15 protein-coding genes and 1 pseudogene are annotated in these 19,496 nt (G+C 68.4%); 5 read left to right on the forward strand and 11 right to left on the reverse strand.

From position 1 onward, the window contains the following. From C1737_RS18675 to C1737_RS18695, 5 genes are all read right to left on the reverse strand, one after another. The gene (locus tag C1737_RS18675) at positions 1–2,328 is read right to left on the reverse strand and encodes a CoA transferase (protein WP_102419165.1); all 2,328 of its coding nucleotides are present in this window, start codon (positions 2,326–2,328) and stop codon (positions 1–3) included. Between the two features lie 2 nt (positions 2,329–2,330). Then, complete coding sequence (locus C1737_RS18680; RefSeq protein ID WP_102419166.1) at positions 2,331–3,668, reverse strand: amidohydrolase family protein; 1,338 nt, start codon at positions 3,666–3,668, stop codon at positions 2,331–2,333. A 172-nt stretch (positions 3,669–3,840) separates the two neighbouring features. After that, complete coding sequence (locus tag C1737_RS18685) at positions 3,841–4,254, reverse strand: Zn-ribbon domain-containing OB-fold protein (RefSeq protein ID WP_067918475.1); 414 nt, start codon at positions 4,252–4,254, stop codon at positions 3,841–3,843. A gap of 7 nt (positions 4,255–4,261) precedes the next feature. After that, complete coding sequence (locus C1737_RS18690) at positions 4,262–5,470, reverse strand: thiolase family protein (RefSeq protein WP_102419167.1); 1,209 nt, start codon at positions 5,468–5,470, stop codon at positions 4,262–4,264. Between the two features lie 8 nt (positions 5,471–5,478). Beyond that, complete coding sequence (locus C1737_RS18695) at positions 5,479–7,704, reverse strand: acyl-CoA dehydrogenase (RefSeq protein WP_102419168.1); 2,226 nt, start codon at positions 7,702–7,704, stop codon at positions 5,479–5,481. Positions 7,705–7,846: 142 nt separating this feature from the next. Between C1737_RS18695 and C1737_RS18700 the strand changes: the two genes are divergently transcribed. Then, positions 7,847–8,446: a TetR/AcrR family transcriptional regulator gene (locus C1737_RS18700; RefSeq protein WP_068099223.1), complete on the forward strand. Its 600-nt coding sequence runs from the start codon at positions 7,847–7,849 to the stop codon at positions 8,444–8,446. Here the strand turns inward: C1737_RS18700 and C1737_RS18705 are convergent. Beyond that, positions 8,372–10,237, reverse strand: coding sequence for a pyruvate kinase (locus C1737_RS18705; RefSeq protein WP_102419169.1), 1,866 nt, complete (start codon positions 10,235–10,237; stop codon positions 8,372–8,374). The two genes, C1737_RS18700 and C1737_RS18705, sit on opposite strands and share 75 nt — an antisense overlap. 201 nt (positions 10,238–10,438) lie before the next feature. Beyond that, the gene (locus C1737_RS18710) at positions 10,439–11,023 is read right to left on the reverse strand and encodes a TetR family transcriptional regulator (RefSeq protein WP_102419170.1); all 585 of its coding nucleotides are present in this window, start codon (positions 11,021–11,023) and stop codon (positions 10,439–10,441) included. A gap of 60 nt (positions 11,024–11,083) precedes the next feature. Between C1737_RS18710 and C1737_RS18715 the strand changes: the two genes are divergently transcribed. Further along, positions 11,084–12,181 (forward strand): DUF1214 domain-containing protein, encoded by a 1,098-nt coding sequence (locus C1737_RS18715; RefSeq protein ID WP_199182876.1) that lies wholly within the window; start codon positions 11,084–11,086, stop codon positions 12,179–12,181. After that, positions 12,178–13,350: a sulfotransferase gene (locus tag C1737_RS18720; RefSeq protein ID WP_102419172.1), complete on the forward strand. Its 1,173-nt coding sequence runs from the start codon at positions 12,178–12,180 to the stop codon at positions 13,348–13,350. The genes C1737_RS18715 and C1737_RS18720 overlap by 4 nt, the downstream gene beginning before the upstream one ends. A 36-nt stretch (positions 13,351–13,386) precedes the next feature. Here the strand turns inward: C1737_RS18720 and C1737_RS18725 are convergent. Beyond that, positions 13,387–14,158: pseudogene (locus C1737_RS18725) on the reverse strand (DUF732 domain-containing protein). 770 nt (positions 14,159–14,928) lie between these two features. Between C1737_RS18725 and C1737_RS18730 the strand changes: the two are divergent. Further along, on the forward strand, positions 14,929–16,005 hold the full coding sequence (locus C1737_RS18730) for a DUF190 domain-containing protein (RefSeq protein ID WP_102419173.1): 1,077 nt from the start codon (positions 14,929–14,931) through the stop codon (positions 16,003–16,005). 1 nt (position 16,006) lies between these two features. On the opposite strand, the gene C1737_RS18735 is transcribed toward C1737_RS18730, so the two are convergent. From C1737_RS18735 to C1737_RS18745, 3 genes are all read right to left on the reverse strand, one after another. Then, positions 16,007–16,900, reverse strand: coding sequence for a fructose bisphosphate aldolase (locus C1737_RS18735; RefSeq protein WP_102419174.1), 894 nt, complete (start codon positions 16,898–16,900; stop codon positions 16,007–16,009). Between the two features lie 116 nt (positions 16,901–17,016). Next, positions 17,017–17,595, reverse strand: a complete 579-nt coding sequence (locus tag C1737_RS18740; protein ID WP_082972900.1) for a cytochrome b — start codon at positions 17,593–17,595, stop codon at positions 17,017–17,019. Continuing rightward, complete coding sequence (locus C1737_RS18745) at positions 17,592–18,716, reverse strand: catalase family peroxidase (RefSeq protein WP_304442226.1); 1,125 nt, start codon at positions 18,714–18,716, stop codon at positions 17,592–17,594. Before C1737_RS18745 ends, C1737_RS18740 begins: the two co-directional genes overlap by 4 nt. Positions 18,717–19,073: 357 nt before the next feature. Between C1737_RS18745 and C1737_RS18750 the strand changes: the two genes are divergently transcribed. After that, a complete protein-coding gene (locus C1737_RS18750; protein WP_067920553.1) occupies positions 19,074–19,451 on the forward strand; it encodes an STAS domain-containing protein in 378 nt (125 codons plus the stop codon). Positions 19,452–19,496 lie beyond the last annotated feature (45 nt).

Raw genomic sequence — 19,496 nt, forward strand, 5'->3', positions numbered from 1 at the left:
TCACAGGCCCGCCGGCCGGGCGCTGATGGTTCCGGACTCCCGCAGCGCGGCCAGGTCCTGTTGGCTGCGTCCCAGCACGCCCGTCAGGACCTCCTCGGTGTGCTGGCCGTACAGCGGCGGTATCCGGCGGATCCACCGCCGCGGTCGGCCCAGGAAGGCGAACGGCATTGCGGTGCACAGGAAGGAGCCGGCGACCGGATGGTCGACGGTTTCCCAGAAGCCCCGCGCGTGCAGGTGCTGGTCGCTCAGCAGGGCCGGGGCCGGCGTGACCGGCGCCGCGGCCGCCCCCGCGGCACGCAGCGCTTCGACCGCGTCGCCCACCGACCGCCCTGCGGTCCAGTCGGAGATCAGCTTGTCGACTTCGTCCGGCCGGTCCCGCCAGTCGGCGGGCCGCAGGTCCGGTCGGCCCAGCAGCCGCGCCAGGGCCGCGCGGGCGGCCTCGTTCGTCGCGGCCAGCGCGACCCACTCGTCGTTGCCCCGGCAGCGGTAGACCCCTTGGGGGCTGGCATCCGGGCCGCGATTCCCGTTGCGCCGCATTCGGATTCCGAATCGCGAATACTCCAGCACCATCTCGGCGGCGACGTTCAACGCCGCCTCGACCATGGTGGACTCGACATGCATCCCGTTTCCGTCGCGGTCGCGGATCACCAGTGCGGCCACCGCGGCGAACGCCGCGTGCAGACCCGCGATCGGATCGCACACGCCGCGGGGAATCACCGGGGGCCCGTCGGCGTGCCCGGTCATCCACGCCATGCCGGTCGCCTGTTCCATCGTCTGTGCGAAGCCCACGCGGTCACGCCAGGGGCCGTCGAGGCCGAAGGCGGGCATCCGCACCATGATGGCGCGGGGGTTGGCCGCGCGCACGGCATCCCAGCCCAGGCCGAAGTTCGTCATCACCCGCGGCGAGAAGTTCTCGACGACCAGATCGCTTGCGGCCACCAGCTCCAGCGCGATCGCCCGCCCCGCCTCGGTGCTGAGCTCGACGCTGACGGCGCGTTTGTTGTTGTTGCTGCACAGAAAGACCGGGCCCCACTCCCACCACTGGTCCCAGCTGGGTGGACGGCCGGCGGAGAACCGCATGCCGTCGGGCCGCCGGACCCCCTCGACTTTGATCACGTCCGCGCCCAGGGCGCCCAGCAGCTGAGTGGCGACCGGTCCCGCCCAGAACGCGGTGAAATCGGTTATCCGCGTGTCCGCGAGCGGCAGCGTGTCCGCCCCGCGGCGGGGGATGTGCCGTGGTGGCCACTCGACGCGGCCGTTGTCGGCGCCGAGCCGCGGCGCCGGTCCCGGCGGCCTGGTCGTTATCGCGTCGCTGCGATAGGGCACCCTCGGCTGCAACCCACCGGCCGCGGATTCGACGAACACCCCGCGCTCCACGAAATGGTCGATGTGAGGGAGCATTTCGGGTGTCCCGATCGGTGCCACCGGGATGCGGAAGGCGACCGCGAGGTCGACGATCTCCTGGGTGGTGCGCGACTGGGTCCACTGCGTGACCATGCCGAGGAATTCGTCGCGGCGGGCGACGCGGCCGTCGAACGAGGCCAGCTCGACGTCGTCAAGGAGATCGGGGCGGTCGATGAGCACCAGGAAGTCCTGGAACTGCTGCGCGGTGATGGTGCAGAAGCCGACCATGCCGTCGGCCGTGGGGACGATCGAGGGCAGCTCCAGGCTGCGCCGGCCCAACAGGGAATCCGCGCCCAAAACGCTGGCCGACATGGCGGACAGGCCGCCCATCGCAATCACCATCGCCTCGTAGGTCGAGACGTCGATGACCTCGCCCCGGCCGCCCCGGGCGGCGTGCCGGGCGGTCGCCGCGGCGACCGCGGCCGCGAAGGTGCCCGCCAACCACTCGCCGAGCTGACCGCCTGCCTGCACCGGTTCGTCCTCCGGCCAGCCCCGGCCGGCCGTCGAGCCGCACAACGCCTGCAGGATGAACTCGTTGGCGAGCACCCGGTCGTCGACGTAGGGTCCCGTCGTGCCGAACGGTGTCACGGCCACCACCACGGTCGAACCGGCGGTGTGGGCGGTGATGCGGTCGAGCGTCCAACCGTCGGTCAAGTCGGTGAGCACGATGTCGGCACCGGCCAGCAGCGCGGTGATCTCCGCCCCGCCGTTGTCGAGCACCGATTTCTTGCCGGCGGCCAGGTAGGCGAACAACGCCCCGGCTGGGCCGCCGGCAGATCGCCGACGGATCGAATCACCTTGTGGCGATTCGACCTTCACAACGTCGGCGCCCGCGTCGGCGAACATCTTGCCGCAGTAGGACACGGCGATCCCGTTGGAGAGCTCCAGCACACGCCAGTCGGCGAACGGCGCCCGTCCTGCCACGTTCAGTTGCCCAGGGTGGTGGTACGCCCCGATATTCCGGCGGCTTCGGCCGTCACCTGCGACTGCAGGGCGAATTGCGTCATCCGGGTCCACGCGTCCCGGTCGCGCTGGCTCGCCCGGCGGCCGACGTGCGTCACCACGTCGACGTCGGCGGCTTGCGCGCGCAGGTAACCGGCGCGGGCGTGCTCCTTGGGGATGTGCTGGAACGGGTCGAACGAGTATGCGGCCATGGCGTTTTGGTGGGTGATCTTGTCGATGACCCGGTCATCGAGATGCCCCATGGTCTCCATCACGTCCTCGGGCGCAAACGGCCAGTTGCTGTCCGAGTGGGGAAAGTCGGACTCCCAGCACAGCATGTCCTCGTTGAACCATTCCATGTTGCGCACACCGACCTTGTCGCTGATGAAGCACGTGTAGAAGTGCCGCTTGAACACGTCGGTAGGCCCGCGGTAACCGGGCGGGAACTTGGCCTGCGTCCATCCCGAATGGCGGTTGTAGACGTGTTCGGCGCGCCACAAAAAGTACGGTATCCAGCCGACGTCTCCCTCGGTGAGCGAGAACTTCAGCTGGGGGAAGTCCGCCCAGAACTCGGCCCAGATCAGCTCGGTGAAGGTGAACATGCTCATCATCGACGACGCCGTCATCTGCACACTGGGCGGGGCGTCCGTCGACACCTGCGGGCTCCGTGACGCGGACCCGACGTGCGTGCACAGCACCGTGTTGTTCTCGCAGACCGCCGCGAACAGCGGGTACCAGTACTTGGTGTGAATGCTGGGCATTTGCAACGCCTCTGGGTTCTCCGAGAACGTCACCGCGTGGCAGCCCTTGCCGGCGAGGCGCTTGACCTCCTTCGCCGCCTCGGCCACGTCGAACAGCGGCAGGATGCCGCAGGGGATGAATCGGCCCGGGTATGCCGCGCACCACTCGTCGATATGCCAGTCGTTGTAGGCCTTGATCATCACCAGGTTGACCGCACGGTCGGGGCCCTGGTTGAGGACCTGGCCGGAGAAGCCGGTGAAGTTGGGAAAGTTCAGGCCGGCCAGCTGACCGCCGGCGTTCATGTCGCGGACCCGTTCGTCGACGTTGAAGCAACCGGGGCGCATCTCGTCATAGCGGGACGCGTCGATGTTGTACATCTCGCGGGGCTTTCCCGCCACGGCGTTCAATCCCATGTTCCGGCCGCGAACCTCGCCGTAGTACCACTGCTGGACGCCGTCGGGTTCGGTCACCACCCGGGGCGCGCGGTCCTTGTACGTCGCGGGGACGTGGGCCTCGAACATGTCGGCGGGCTCGGCGATGTGGTCGTCCACGCTGATCAGGATCAAGTCGTCCTTGTTCATGCCGCGCTCCTCGGGGGGATCTGCGACTAGTAGATAATGGCGCCGATCACAGTGTCAACCGTGCGCCCGGCGCCGGCATCTCCGTGTTCGATTGCTGCGCAACGCGCACGGCCCACCTTAGTGAGCCGGCAGCTCCGCCGCTGGCTGCGGACTAATAGTCGCTGCCGCGAGATCAGTCGGCCGGCTCGTACCGCAACATCGTCACGTCGTGCTCCGGGTAGTCGAAGAACACCGGCTTCACTCGCATCCCCACCCTCAGGTCGGCGGGATCGACGTTGACCATCTCGGTGGAAAACCTTGGCCCCTCGTCCCATTCGACGATGGCCAGCAGCTGCGGGACGGCGTCGGCGAAGTGCGGGCTGACCGGGCGGCGCGCCACGGTGTAGGAATACAACGTCCCCATCCCGGAGATCTCTCGCCATTCCAGATCGTCGGCGAGCGTGCGCGGTGCGCGCACCCGTGGGTAGAACACGTAGCCGCCCAGCGAGGGCGAATACTGGATGACGATGCGGTGCTGCGCCAGTGCGTCCCAAAACGGTGCGCTGGTCGGGGTTTTCACGGGCATCGGGCGCTCGAAGGTGGCCATGTCGGGATCAATCCCCCTCGAGGATCAGTGTGGTTTGCTCGGACAGGATCCCCCCGTTGCCGGACACGAAGGCGCGGTGACAGTCGGCGACCTGCGCCGCGCCCGCGCGGCCCATGATCTGCCGGGTGGCATCGCAGACATGGTGCATGCCGCCGGCGAGCCCGGCCTGACCGAAGCCCAGTTGTCCGCCCGCGGTGTTGAGCGGGAAGTCGCCCCGGAAGGTCAGGTCATGGTTGGCGACGAACTCCATGCCCTTGCCCTTCTCGCAGAAGCCCGCGTCCTCCAGCGACAGCAGCACCGTGATGGTGTAGCAGTCGTAGATCGACACCATGTCCATCTGCTCGCGGCTCAGCTCGGTCATGGCGAACGCGGTGTCAGCTGCCTCCGCGATGGGAGTGTGCAGCAGGTCCTTGGCGTAGGTCGGGGTCTTGAACGGCACGTGTTCACCGAATCCCTTGACCCACACGGGCCGATGGCGCGCCCGCCCGGCGAGGTCGGCGTTGGCGACCACCACCGCGGCACCACCGACGCAGGGCATGACAATCTCCAGCATGTGCAACGGGTCGGCGATCACGGGGCTGGCCAGGACGTCGTCGACCGTCAGCGGCTTGTCCTTCCAGATCGCGCCCTCGGTGTGGTTGGCGTTGACCCGCTGGTCGACGACGATCTTGGCCATCGCCCGCTCGTCGTAGCCGTAGACGGCCGCGTAACGCTGGGCCACCTGCCCGTAGGGCCCGTTCTGCCCGAGATTGCCGTAGGGGATCTCGAATTCGGCCTGGGGAGAGCCGTATTGGTTGCTCGACGACCCGAAGAACATCGCGTCCACCATCGGCCTGGGTTTCTTCTTCGAAGTCGGCGTGATGTAGCGGGCCGGCAACGCGCACAGCACCGCGTCACAGATGCCCAGTTCGATCGCCGCGGCGGCCCGCCAGACCATGGCCGCCGCGCTTGCACCGCCCAGGTCGACGTGCTCGGCGAATCGCGCGCCGACGCCCAGGTATTCGGCAATGGTGGACGGCACGAAGATCTCCGACTCGGCCAGATGTGAGGCCACGATCCCGTTGACGACGTCACCGGGCAATCCGGCGTCTTCGAGGGCGGCGGCGGACAGTTCCGCCCATTGCTCGATCGCGAACGGCGCGAGCGAGGCCTTGTTGAGCCGCTCGGGGGGCAGCTCGACGTAGCCGACGATCGCGGCCTCTCCGCGTAATCCCATGGGCGGTCCTACTTTCGGGGCAGTCCGAGAATCATCTGCGCGATGATGTTCAACTGAATCTCGCGGGTTCCGCCGCCGAGCAGCTCGGCGGGCAGGTGCAGGTAGCGCTCCACGATATCGGGGTCGGAATCGGCGGCCATCACCGCGCGACCGGTCAGGCGCAGCGTGGCCTCGAACGTCCTGCGCAACAGGACGTTCATCGCCACCTTGGCGATGCTGGAGGCCGGGCCCGACGCCTGGCCGTCGAGCAACCGAATGGTCTCCCGAACGCCCAGCGCCTTGATGGCGTGCGTGTACGCGTCGAGCTCGCCGAGCGCGCGCAGCGCGTCGTCGCGGTCCGGTCCCGGTTCGGCCGCGAGCCGCCGCAGCGCCACCGCCCGGTCGAACTTGACGTATCCGCTGATGGCGGAGCGTTCTTCGGCCATGGTGGCGATCGCGAGGTTCCATCCGTCGGTGGGGGCGCCCAGCAACATCTCGTCGGGGACGAAGACGTCGTTGAGGAACACCTCGTTGAAGTGCGCCTGCCCGGTGGCCGTTTTGATCGGCTGGATTTCGATGCCGGGCGACCGCATATCGAGGATGAAGTAGCCGATGCCGCGGTGCTTGCTGGCCTCGGGGTCGGTGCGCGCCAGCAGGGCGCCAAGGTCGGCGTACTGCGCCAACGACGTCCAGATCTTGTGGCCGTTGACCCGCCAACCGCCGTCGACCTTGGTCGCCCGGGTGGCCAGCGACGCCAGGTCGGAGCCGGCGCCCGGCTCGCTGAACAGCTGGCACCAGTGAATCTCGCCGCGTTGGGTCGGCGGAATCAGCTTTTCTTGCAGGTCTTTTGGTGCGGCGGCCAGCACCGAGGGCAGGATCCACTCGGCGATGTTGAGGGACGGCCGGACCAGCCCGGGTCGCTTGGCGAACTCTTCGTCGATGATGAGCTGTTTGAGGGGACCCGCATCGACGCCCCACGGGGCCGGCCAGTGCGGCGCCATCAGGCCGGCATCGGCCAGCAACGTGCGCTGGGGCCCGGAGGCCTGGTCCGGGTAGTCGCCGTGCGGTGCCGGTGTGTCGTTGCGCAACTGCATTGCCGCATCCAGTGTCTCGGCGACCCAGGACCGGAACTCCGATTCCGCGTCGCCGAGATTCACCGACATGTCGCGCGTCTGGGTGCACGTGAGCTGTCCCAGCTGCCGCGCCCAGCGATTCGCCGGACCGATCGATCCCGCCAGGCTGATGGCCCGTCGCCAGTACAGGTGCACGTCGTGTTCCCAGGTGAAACCGATGGCGCCGAGCATCGTCAGCGCGTCGAGCACCAGGTCGGGGATCGGTGAGACCGCGACCGTCGCCGCACCGCCGGAGGCCATTCGATGCTGGTCGAGCGATTCATCGACGGCACGCACCGCGTCCCAGGCCGCCGCGGTGGCCAACTCGCTGCTGACCAACAGCATCGCCGCACTGTGCTGCAGCGCCTGGAAGGTTCCGATCACCTTGCCGAACTGCTCGCGGACGCGCAGGTGCGCGGTGACCTCCTCGACGCACCACTGCGCGATGCCGGCCATCACGCTGGCCACCAGGCTCACGGTGACACACCGCGCGCGGTCGGGGTCGATGCCGCTGAGAACCTGCGACTCGGCCGCACGATAGTCGTCGAGTCGCAAGATGCCCGCGTCGGCGACCAGGTCGGTGCCGGTGACGGGCTCCGCTGTCGCCGTGGGGTTTTCGGTGTCGACAATCACCCAGACCACACCGTCGCCGTCCGCGCTGGCGCCGAGGAGGACCGTCCGCGCCGCGCAGACGCCGGCTGTTACCTCCGACGCGCCGGTCACCAGCCAGCCCTCGCCGTCGGGACGCGCGCTGAAGTCGCCGTCGTCGGGAAGCACGACCGCCGCGGTGGCACCCGCGGCCAGACCGCGCACCAGGGCTTCGGCGGCCGCCGTCGGGTCGGCCAGCAGCGCGACGGCTCCGGCGGTGACCGTGGGCAGCAGCGGGCCCGGCAACAGCGCCTTGCCCGCCGCCTCCAGAACGCACGCGGCGTCCATCAGCCCGCCGCCCTGCCCGCCCAGGCTTTCGGGCAGATGCACCGCGTGAAAGCCGTTACCGACCAGGGCGTCCCACCACGCGGGCCGCCGGCCCGCGGCGAGGTCGGCGAACGCCTCGCGGGTTTCGGCGATGGGCGCGTGCCGGCCGGCGAACCGGCCGACGGCATCGCTGAGCTCCTGCTGCTCCGGGCTCAGTCCGAGGGTCACGATGACGGCCGCGAGGTGACTACGGTTGGCCGCACAGCTGCTACCCTTCCGACTTACAAGACGGACCGTCTCGTCTTGTGGCAGACTACCGGGGGCAGTCGAGCGATGTAAAGCGGGCCACCGCGGCAGTGAGGATCACCATATGGCAAGCGATCTCACCCGGGTGACCCCGCCGCGGCGGCGCAGCGAGAAGTCGCGCACCGCGATCGTCACCGCCACGCGCGAGCTACTTCTCGAGCGCGGCTTCGACGGTCTGACCATCGAGGCGGTCGCCGCGCGGGCCGGGGTGGGCAAGCAGACCATCTATCGGTGGTGGCCCAGTCGCCCGGCCCTGGTCGCCGACGTGATGCTCGAGGACGCCGACCAGCTCCTCGCATCGGTCAATCACACCGAAGATCTGGCGGACGACCTGGTGGTGTGGGTGCGCAAGCTCGCCACGACCCTGACGACGGCCCGCGGCTCGGCCATGCTGCGGACCTTGACCGCCGCGGGCATGGAACACGAGGACACCGCGGTCAAACTGCGCGCCGGATTCAGTGCGCCTCTGCACGAGAGCGTCCGGGCGCGGATCGTTGCCGACGGGATCGACGACAGCACCGCCGAGTCGGCCGCGGATGCGATCGTCGGTGGCGTCGTCTATCCGATCCTGTCTGACCCACAACGGTATTCACGACGCCGAGCCGAGCTCACGACCCGAATCATCGTCGATGCCCTGACCCGCCGAGGCGGACCACGACCGTAGCGGGCGCAACAACGCGTTCTTCTTGTAGTAGTGATCGGCCATTCGCCGCATGATGTTGTCGAGCACGGTGACCGCGTCGTCGAGGAAGGGGCCTTTGTTCAGCATCACGCATTCGGCCCGTTCGCTCATGGCCGCGTCACTGATCTCGGCGCGTGACGGCAGGCCGGTCTTGGCGAGTTGCTCAAGGACCTGCGTCGCCCAGATCACCGGCAGGTGCGCGGCCTCGCACAGCCACAGGATTTCCTCCTGCAACTCGGCCAGCCGCTCATAGCCGCACTCGACCGCCAGGTCGCCGCGCGCGATCATCACCCCGACGCGCGGCCGGCGCATGGCGGTGAGCAGCAGCTGCGGCAGGTTTTCGAAGGCGCGCCGGGTCTCGATCTTGAGCACGATGCCCAGCCCGGCGCCGCCGAGCCGGTCGAGCTCATCCAGCAACCGCTCGACATCGGCCGGAGTGCGAACGAACGACATGTCCACGAGATCCGCCAGTTCGACCACGGCGGCGAGATCAGCGACATCGCGGTCGGTGAGCGCCGATATCGGCAAGTCGGTGTCGGGCATGTTGATGCCCTTGCCCGCCTTCAGCCGAGCCTCCCCCTGCTCCGGCCGGTCGATGCGCACGGTGAGGACGTCACGGCCGGCGGATATCACCCGGCCGCCGATCTTGCCGTCATCGAAGTGGACCGCGTCGCCGGGCCGGGCATGATCGAAGGCCTCGGGCAGCGTGCAACCGATGCGCGGCACGGTTCGACCGCTGTCGACGGGCGCCGGTGAGCAGTCACGGGTCAGTTGCAGCAGGCTTCCCGCGCGCACCAGTAGGCTCTGCTCCTTCTCCGGCACCGGACCCACTCGCGCTGATTCTGCGGCCGATTCGCCACGGTCCCCGGCGTGCAGCGCGGTCCCGGTTACCAGGTACGTCGTCTGCTGCGCGGTGACCACGAAGCCTCCCGGGACCGCGTCCTGGAGAACGATCTGCCGCTTGGCGCCGCGCACATCCCGTAGCGCCAGCGCATCGCCCGCCGCGCGGTTGGCCAGCCACTGCGCCGGCACCGTGAACACCGCCATGTCCGGTTGCGGCGGGCCCGACGGTTCTTCGCCCGACGTCATCCACGCCCGTGCCGGTGCGACGACGCGGCCGAGCTGGTCGCGTTGCGGACGCAGCCGCACCACGCGGGGGCCCGGCTCGAGCGGACCGGTCCGCAGCTTCGGGCCCGCCAGATCCATGGCGACCAGGCATGGTGTGCCGGCGTCCACGGCCGCCTCGCGGACGTGGCGGGCCATGGCTCGCCATGCGTGAACGTCGTCGTGGGCGCAGTTGATCCGCGCGATGTTCATGCCCCGCCGCACCAGCTCGCGAACCAGGGCCGGGTCGGTCGCGGCCTGCGACGGCAGCGTGACCATGATGCGCGTCATCCGATGCGGGGGGCGGGGCCCCAGCAGCTCTACCGTGTGCTGGCGCAAGATCTTCGGTCCCTGCTCGATCGGCACCGCCGACGGGGGCGGCGGCTGCCAATTCCCGTCCGCCAAGGCGGCGATGGCCGCGCGGACCGCGACGAGCGTCGCCTGCACGTGCGCTTCGCTGCGGCCCAACGACGACAGGCCGAACTCCGCGAGCCCCGCCTGCAGGTCGCGTAGATCGAATTGGCGAATCGCCCAGTAGTGCAGCAGGTTTCGCGCACTCGCCTGGTGCTCCGGCGCGATCGCCGGCAGCCACTGCGCCCAGGAGGTCTCCGCGTTGCGCAGGCTGGTCAGTAGGTCGTCGATCTGGTCGAGCAAGCCGGCCAGTCGCATCTTGACGTCGCGCTGTCCTGACAAGACAACTCCCAGTTTCGGTGGCTAGCGGCCACACAGTGTTAACGTCCGCGTAACGCTCATCACGCGAATCTCCAAGGTACACAGTCAAATTACCGGCGGCTCGGGTGGCACAACAGGGGCATTGGTCCTTCAAAACGGCAGCGGCCGCCTCGAGACCGCAGGGCTCAGGACACGTGGCTATCCGACCGAGATCGCGGCCAGGCCACGCCCCACCCGCTCGGGGAGGGATCCCCCGTGGCTCAGCCAGTCGTCCAGGGCAATCCGGACGGTCGCCATCGCCAGCGCACCGATCAGGCGCGGCCTGGGGTCCTGCGGGACCAACCGCCGCAGGCGCGGCGCGACGAGGTCGCCGATCGCCCGCTCATAGCGCACATAGATGTGCAGCGTCCATGCGTCCAGCGTCTCGGACGACCTTGTGAGCATGGCCAATTCGCGGATCTGGTGCTCAATGTCGGCGGATCCTTCCGCGAGCTCGGCAAAGGCGCCGATGACCGCGTCGGTGGCGCTGAGGCGCTCCGGCTGCGCCGCCAGGGCGGTGGTGATCCGGTTCAGCCAATGGGCGGTCATGCCCTCGGCGACGGCGTCTTCCTTGGAGTTGAAGTACCGGAAGAACGTCGCCCGCCCGATGTCGGCTTCGTCGGCGATGCGCTCCACCGTCGTCGCGGCCAGTCCGCGGTCGGCGACCAGCTGAGCCGCGGCCGCGGCGATGCGCTGACGCATCGCCGTTCGCTTCCGTTCGGCCAACGACGTCGTGGCAGCCATTCCCCACCTTTTCCCGCGAATCGACACCTAAGACGTAAGACATAGTCTTAGCATGAGACGATGTCTCAAGACGCCGATTCGCCGGATCCGCCCGCTGCCCGGGCGCGTGCCGCCTGGGGGTTCCTTCAGCAGATGGTTGCCGACGTCACGAAGATCGTGACCGAGGACGCCGAATCCGAGCGGGAGTTGCTCGAAGGGCTGCGGCTGATCGCCCGCATCTCCTCCCTGTGCGCGCAGATGGCGGTTGAGGCCGACGCCGAGCGGCCCGCGTTCTTCGATATGTGCGCGGAGAACCGGATGGTCGGCGGCCCCAATCCCGACGGGAACTACTACCTGGCCATGATTCGTGGGGACCGGAGCTACCGGATCACCGGTTCCCGGGGCACCAGCGCCTACCTCGGATTGCAGATCCTGGCCGGCACCGGCCTCACGCCGCGCCGCATGGCGGGGTACGTCAGCGACCGCGACTTGGCGCTGCGCTCGGGCGAATTCACGCTGGTGCTGTCCGCGGACGAGCCTGCCGATCTGGCCGGCGCCCAGTGGGTGAAGATTCCCGAGGACGCCTCGTCGGTGGTGGTTCGCGAGTACATCGGTGATCGCGGCCGCGAAGAGCTCGCCACGCTGCGGATCGAGGCGTTGGCCCCCGCCCCGCTGACGCCGCTGACCGACACCGAGCTCGCCGATCAGTTCACCGCCATGGCGTGGTCCCTGATGAAGCTCGCGACGCTGCACCGCACCATCAAGCCCGAACTGCTCGGCATGCCCAACACGTTGCTGACCGCGCAGGCCGCCGACCTGGGCGCCGCGGACACCACCCCCGACAACCTGTACATGATCGGGACGTACCGGCTGGACCCCGGCGAGGTCCTGCTGCTCGACATCGCACCCCCCGACACCCGGTTCTGGAACGTCACGCTGGAAAGCATCTGGCACGAATGTTTGGAGCCGCGCGCTCGGCACAGCTCGGTGACGAATCGCGGCGTGGCAGCCGACGCCGACGGACGGGTGCGGATCGCGATCTCCGCCAAGGACTTCGGCGTTGGCCACTGGCTCGACACCGGTGGCCGGCATCGCGGATTCGTCGTCCTGCGCTGGCTGGACAATCCGGCACCCCCCGAGGTGACGGTGTCGGTGCGCCGCTGTGAGGAGAAGATATGACGCTGCACGACCGATTCGCCCCCGAGCGGCTGATAGCCGCGGCCTGCGAGGAGGTGGGGAGCGACGACTTCGGCACCGAGGGCTGGCGGCCCGGGCTGCACCGCCTCACCGACGGGTTGATCAACGACGCGCGGCTGTCCGACATCGGCGTGGAGATCGCCCACCTCGACATCATGCGGGCGCTGAAGAACCGCCTGGGCGTGATCGCTTGGCGTAAGCAGCACCCCGAGATCGCCGCCAACCCGATCACAGCACCGATATTCATCGTCGGCCAGCCCCGCACCGGGACCACCATCCTGTACGACTTGCTCGCCCAGGATCCCGAGCTGCGGGCCCCGCTGACGTGGGAGGTCGACGAGCCGTGTCCGGTTCCGCAGCCCGAGACCTACCACGACGATCCGCGCATCGCGCAGACGCAGGCCAGCATCGACATGTCCGAGCAGATCATGCCGGGGTTTCTCGCGTTCCATCCGATGGGCGCCCTCGTCGGGCAGGAGTGCGTGCGCATCACCGCCGGTGACTTCGTCAGCATGATCTTCTCGGTCCAATACCGGCTGCCCGGTTACTACCGCTGGCTACTTTATGAGGCCGACCATGCCGGCGCTTACCACTACCACCGAATCTTTTTGCAGCACTTGCAATCCGGTGTGCCCGGTCAGTGGTTGCTGAAGTCTCCGGCGCACCTGTGGCAGCTCGACACGCTGCTGGCCGAATACCCCGACGCGCTGATCGTGCAGACCCACCGCGACCCGCTCAACGTCATCTCCTCGATCGCCGCCCTGACCCACCACCTGCGCCGGATGTGCAGCGACGATTCCAGCGTCGCCGAGTGCGCGGCCCAGTCCTACGAGGAGATCGTCGTCGGCCTGGAACGAGAGATGGCCCTGCGCGACAGCGGGGCGGTGCCGGCGGACCGCGTGATCGACGTGCAATACAGCGACTTCGTCAACGACCCGTGGACCACGATCAAGGACATCTACCAGCGACTGGATCGTGAACTGCGACCCGACGCCGAGCAGAGGATGCGCGAGTTCCTGGCGACCCATCCCGGCGACGGCGGCCGCGGCCGGTACACCTGGTCGGACACCGGCCTACGGGAAGGCGAGGTGCGCGAGCGGGTGCGCGCCTACCAGGACCGCTACGCGGTGCCCACCGAGACGCTGCGGTGACGGGGCAGGCGCGGGCCGAATATCGCAGGTCCGGACTCACGGCGCGAGCCTGACAAAGCCGGGTTGCTTCTGTGGGGGCGGTGGCGCCGGGGACGGCCGCACCGGACCGCCACCGCCCATGCCGCCACCTGTCCCGCCGGTTCCGCCGCCACCGCCGCCGGCGGCTCCCTGCTGTGGACCAACCGCGGGAGCCTGCACCTGCCGTGGCGGGGGCGGCGGCTGCTGGGGGTGGCGGCGGCGGAATCTCCGGTGGGCTGGGCGGGACCATGTCTCCGGAGGGAAGCGCCATGATTGCCGAGGCGAGCGCCGTGGTGGGCAGGTCCGCGGCTGCAGTGCCGGTGAACTGCTGACCCGCATCGGTTGCGGCGCCGTGCAGATACGCCGCAGGGTGCGTCGGCCCGTTCGATGCCGGCGCGGGAGTTACCAAAATGGGAGCGATCTTGCTTTGATCGTGCGGGCAGTAGGCCTCTACTGACGCTGTGATGAATCGGGTCATGGTGGATTCGAGGCGAGCCGGGGGGTAGAGGCGCTCGGCCGGATCCTTGGAGTACGCATTTTTCAGCATCGCGCCCACGACGGTGTTCACGGGAATGCCTCGATCGAGCACAAGACAAATCTTGTGGGCGGTGTCGATCAGGCTTGGGACGCCCTCGACAGCGGGGATGTCTTCCTGGTTGAGAAGCGCCTTGAAAATTTCGTCCTGGTTGGGGTCGGCCGCTGCTGCGCCCTCGCGCAGCGTCGCGCCGCCGGTTAGCACCACGCTGACGGCGACGACAGCGCTGGCGCGGCCGGTGATGCGGGTGAACATGAGGAGTTTCCATTCCTGGTAGTGCCGTCATTCGACGGGCTCCGAATCGTGAATTACGCCGCGCGCGTGGGTGTCTGACCAAGCCCTCCGGCACGTCGGCGAGATCAGCGAGCGTTGGCGTTCCGGTCGGGCAACGGCCCCGCGGCCGGCTCGCCGCGGCGGCTCCGCCGAAGAAACCGATCGAAAGGCCCGACTATCCGTTGAACTCGCCTCAATCGTCGACGCGCAATGTGTTTGGATGCCACAGCGCCCGAGTCGCCACTGAAACGAATCGTCGGCGGCGGACGTCGACGAAAGGGTCCGTGGCCAATATCATGGGCGCTCCGCGGCAGGGCAACCCGGAAGGTTGGGCGAGGTTGCAACCTCGCTCATTCCGCCAGATCCCATCAGTCGCTGGATGAAGTGTCCAGCAGTGGGTACGCCGCTTGAACACGGCATGCCTGGAGCGTACCGCCGCCGTAACGACCTGCGGTAGGGGCATGTCCTGCGTCTACCCTGCAAACTGACTGTCAGCCGACCCGCGAAGCAGGGTCCCATACGCCAAAAGCGCGCACGCTAAGACTCATTCGGCGTCACGGTGTCCTCACGGGCGTCAAGGCTCCGCACGCGCGGGGTAGGTGGCATGTCGACCAGGGCCACAACGTATTCAGAGCCCGGTATCTGCAGCACCGCGTAAGATCACCGCAGGGTGACAGGATGGCGTCGGCGCAGGGGTTCCACGTCGCCAGCGACGCGTGAAGACTCCTGCAGGGCAACGCTTTAGGAGCACCATGGACGAGGACTGCCTGAAGCTCACCACCTATCTGGCCGAGCGTCGGCGAACCGGCGAAGGGTTTGTCTCCGACGTCCTGCTCGACCTCTATGCGCGGCATCGCATCGCCTGTGGCGTGGTCCTGCGCGGCATCGGCGGCTTCGGGAGCGGACGCCACCTGCGGACCGACGAGTCGCTGACGCTGTCGGAGGACCCGCCGGTCGCCATCGTCGCGGTCGACACGAAGGCGAAGATCGAAGCCCTGCTCGACCCGGTGCTGGCCGTGAAGCAGCGCGGCCTGGTGACGTTGGAGCGGGCGCGGCTGCTGCGCGAGGATGTCGGGCCGGTGCGGTTGCCGGACGAATTGCGCGAAGCCGTCAAGCTGACCGTCTACGTCGGGCGCAAGGAACGCGTCAACGGGGTCCCGGCCTACGTCGCCGTCTGCGACCTCCTGCATCGGCGCCGGATAGCCGGCGCGTCGGTGCTGCTCGGGGTCGACGGCGTCACCCACGGGCGGCGGCACCGTGCGCGCTTCATCGGCCGGAACGCCAACGTGCCGATGATGATCCTCGCCGTCGGGTCGGGTGAGCGCATCGCGGGGGTTCTGCCGGAGCTGGCACGGTTGCTCCGCGGCCCGATGTTCACGCTGGAGCGGGTCCGCCTGTGCAAACGCGGCGGCGAACTCTTGGAGCGGCCGCATGCCCTGCCGGGCGTTGACGAACGCGGTTTGCCGCTATTCCAGAAGTTGACGATCTACACCTCCGAGTCGGCCCTGCACGACGGGGTGCCCATCCACCGCGCCATCGTGCGGCGGCTGCGTCAGCGCGAAGCGCCCGACGGCGCGACGGTGCTGCGGGGCATTTGGGGATACCACGGGGACCACCGACCGCACGGGGACAAATTTCTCTCGTTGCGCCGCGACGTTCCGGTGGTGACCATCGTCGTGGACACGCCCGCCAACATCGCCGAAACCTTCGACGTGATAGACGAATTGACGCGCGACGATGGGCTGGTGACGAGCGAGATGGTGCCCGCGGTGGTGTCGGACGAACGCGACGGCGACGGGCCGCCGCACATGGCCCAGCACCGGTATTGAATCAGCCGGCGACCGAGGCGTCGTAGATCGACTGGATCGCTTTGTCCAGCGTGGCGTTGAACTGTTCGTCGGACTGGTCGACCGTCAGCCCCTCGGTCAGGGCGCGACTGAAGCTGGCGATCAGCCCCGCGTTCTTCGCCAGCAGCTCGTTGGCCTCCTCGCGCGAGTAGCCGCCGGAGAGGGCGACCACCCGCATCACCTTCGGGTGTTCGATCAGGGGACGGTAGAAGTTGACCTCGCTGGGCAGGCTCAGCTTGAGCATCACGCGCTGCCCGTCGGGCACGTTCTCGAGTTGCTTGGTGATCTCGTCGCGCAGGATCGACTCGGCCTCGGCTTTGTCCGAGATCGAGATGGTGACCTCGGGCTCGATGATCGGCACCAGGCCGTGCGAGAGCACCTGATGGGCCAGCTCGAACTGCTGGGCGACCACGGCGGCGATGCCCTTGGCGTTGGCGCCGCCGATCACCGACCGTTCCTTGGTGCCGAACACGCCCTTGCTCACGGCGCGCTCCAGCAGCTCGTCCAGTCCGGGGATCGGCTTCATCAGCTGCACGTCATCGGACGCCTCGGCCAGGCCCTTGTCGATCTTCAGGATCGGCACCACGCCCTTGGTCTCCCACAGGTAGGTCGTCGACGGCCGGCCCTCGATCTCGCGGTCCATGGTCTGCTCGAACAGGATCGCGGCCAGCACGCGATCACCGGTGAAGGCCGGGGAGGTGATGATCCGCGACCGCATCTGATGGATGAGGTCGAACATCTCCTCCTCGGAGGAGTACGCGTCGTCCTGGATGCCGTAGAGGCGCAGTGCCTTGGGAGTGGACCCGCCGCTCTGATCGAGCGCCGCGATGAATCCCTTGCCCGACGTCATCCGCTCCGCTTGCTTCTCGTTCGGCATGGAAGTTCTCCACTCCTTCGTGGTCGGCGTCAAGGTCACGTCGCTGCGGTGCCGCGCACCCTTGAAATAATCGTGCCGATCATATTCGGCCGATCAAAGCCCCAGAAGGCAGGCCGTCACCGCTCGGCTTGGTCGGGCTGCGGGGTGGCGGGTCTGACGCGCCACAGCGCCATGCGATCCAGGAGCCGGTCGCGCAGAACGAGCGTGTGGAACAGCACCGCGCACATGTGGGCGGTAAACGTGGCGAACAGCAGGAACGCGAACGCGCCGTGGCACTCGCGCAGCACCGCGAACACGTCGATGCTGTGCGGCGCGATGCCGGGCAGCCGCAGCGGACCCACCAGCGTGACGGGAAACCGCGCCGCCGACAGCATCGCCCATCCGGTGAGGGGCTGCACCAGCAGCAGGGCGTAGAGCAAACGCTCCGACCACGTCGCGATCCGCCGTTCCGCGCCGCTCATGGTGGACAGGAACGGTGGGGGCCGGTGCCTGAGCCGATTCGCCAGCCGCACCACGGCGAAGATCAGGATCAGCACACCCAGCGGCCGATGGATGGCCAGCAGCAGCGGGTAGTAGGTCAGGGAGGCGACCATGGTGACGCCGATGAGCAGTTGCGCGATGACCATCGGCGCCATCAGCCAGTGCAACAGGCGGGACGGGAGCGCGAAACGCGTCGCGGGGTTGGCGTGCGTCACCGGAGCACCTGGGAGACGTCGACGGCGCTGGGCGTCTTGGGTTCCTCCGCGCGGCGGGTGAACGATCGGGCGTAGACGGCCGATCTCGCGGCGAGCAACGGGTCGTCGGACACGGTGATCCCGTCCGGCAGCACCGTCGGGTCGAAGTTGATGTCGCGAGCGTTGCCGGGCGCCTCGGTCTGCACGGCGGTGACGGTGATGGTGCCGGCCTCGACGGTGCGGCGCGACCGCGGCCAGGGTTTCGTGGCGTCGTGGGTCGGGTCGCCGGGTTCCCCGACCGTGAGCACCAGCCGCCAGCTCAGCGGGCGCTGGGCCAGCGTGCGGATGAGGTCGTCGAACAGGTAGTCCTTGCCGGCCGGTGGGGCCGGTGGGGTCGGGGCTCCCTGCGGAACGACCGCCCAGCGCACCGGCACGGTCGCCCCGGCGCCGTTGGTGAACCGGAACGCGTTGAGGCCGTAGAAGGCGCTGTCGGCGAAGCCCGCGCTGGGCGCGGCCTGCTTGATGATCTTCATCGCGGCGACGGTCTCGGGGTGGCGGTCGAGGAAGGCGGCCATCTTCTGCGGATCGGGTTTGCCCGTCTCGGGCACCGGCTTGGACGCCAGGAGCCGGTCGTAGAAGCCCTGCGGCGTGCTGTCCGGGAAGACGGGGATGTTGATCATCGCGGTGCGCCATTGCTGGCCGTCGGGTCCCTGGAAGAGCAGGCCCAGCCCGCGGACCGTGGTGGACGCGTCCGCCTGATCCGGCAGGGTCCCCGACAGGGAGAACCGGCCGATGACCGGCACGCTGCCCTCCCGGAAGACCGCGGCCCGGCAGATCGCCGCCCCCGCGCCCGTGCTCGCGAAGGTTCCCACCGCGCTGAGGCCCTTGGCGTGATTGCGGCGAAAGCCGTCGTGGCGTCCGTAGATGTGTTCGAAGCGATCGGCGAATCGGGACGGGGTCAGCGCCGCAGGCCGCAGCCAGCCGCCGGCATAGGCGAACCCGCCGACATCGACCGCGGCGATGCCGGCCACAGCCCCCATGCCCAGCAAGGCACGCCTTGACAGCGCGTCGCTGACGGACCGGGAGGGCTTGGCGTCGCCGGTCGGGTCGTCCTGCTCGCCACCGCGATCACCGGGCTCCATGCCCACCGTCCTCGGCTGTTTGCGCAGGCCACGGGGCCCAAACCGGAAAAATATTCAGTCGAGCTAATTCACGCATGGGCGGGCGCCAGGCGCAACTTCTGCGGGGACCGTCGGACACACTCACAGGACGGTGCGGCGCGGCGAATCGTTCACTCGCTTTGAGAGTGGTCCGCCGAGTGACATACCATCGGGTAAACAACTTGCGGCTGCATCTGTGGCTAACTGCGCAGATCGACGGAGTGTGCCTCCTCCGACGGCAAGCGCCTTCCGTGGGGTTGAACAAGCAGCCCCCGGGCTTGGCAGCCTGATTGAGAGCTAAGGGTGTCCCGCCAAGGGACCGAATGTGAGTGATAGACCATGGGTGAATTAACCGGCGATCCAATCGATCCGACCGCTTTCTCAGTAGGAAAGCAGCAGGTCGATCAGGCGGTCGTGCTCAACGTCTCGGGCGAAGTGGACATGCTGAGCTCGCCCCACCTGGCCGAAGCGATCCAGACCGCGCTGGCGGCGAAGCCCGCCGCGCTGATCGTCGACCTGTCGAAGGTGGACTTCCTGGCGTCGGCCGGAATGACCGTCCTGGTCACGGCGCAGGCGGAGACCGAGCCGCCGACCCAGTTCGCGGTCGTCGCCAACGGCTCGGCCACCAGCCGGCCGATCAAACTGATGGGAATCGACAGCGTGCTCGCGCTCTACAGCTCGCTCGACGACGCGCTGAGCGGCATTACTGCTGGGTGAACCTTTCAGATGGGGGCACAGCTGGAAACGATGGGGCGCTCTGAT

It is taken from the genome of Mycobacterium sp. 4858 (assembly GCF_900240975.1).
Lineage (GTDB): Bacteria > Actinomycetota > Actinomycetes > Mycobacteriales > Mycobacteriaceae > Mycobacterium.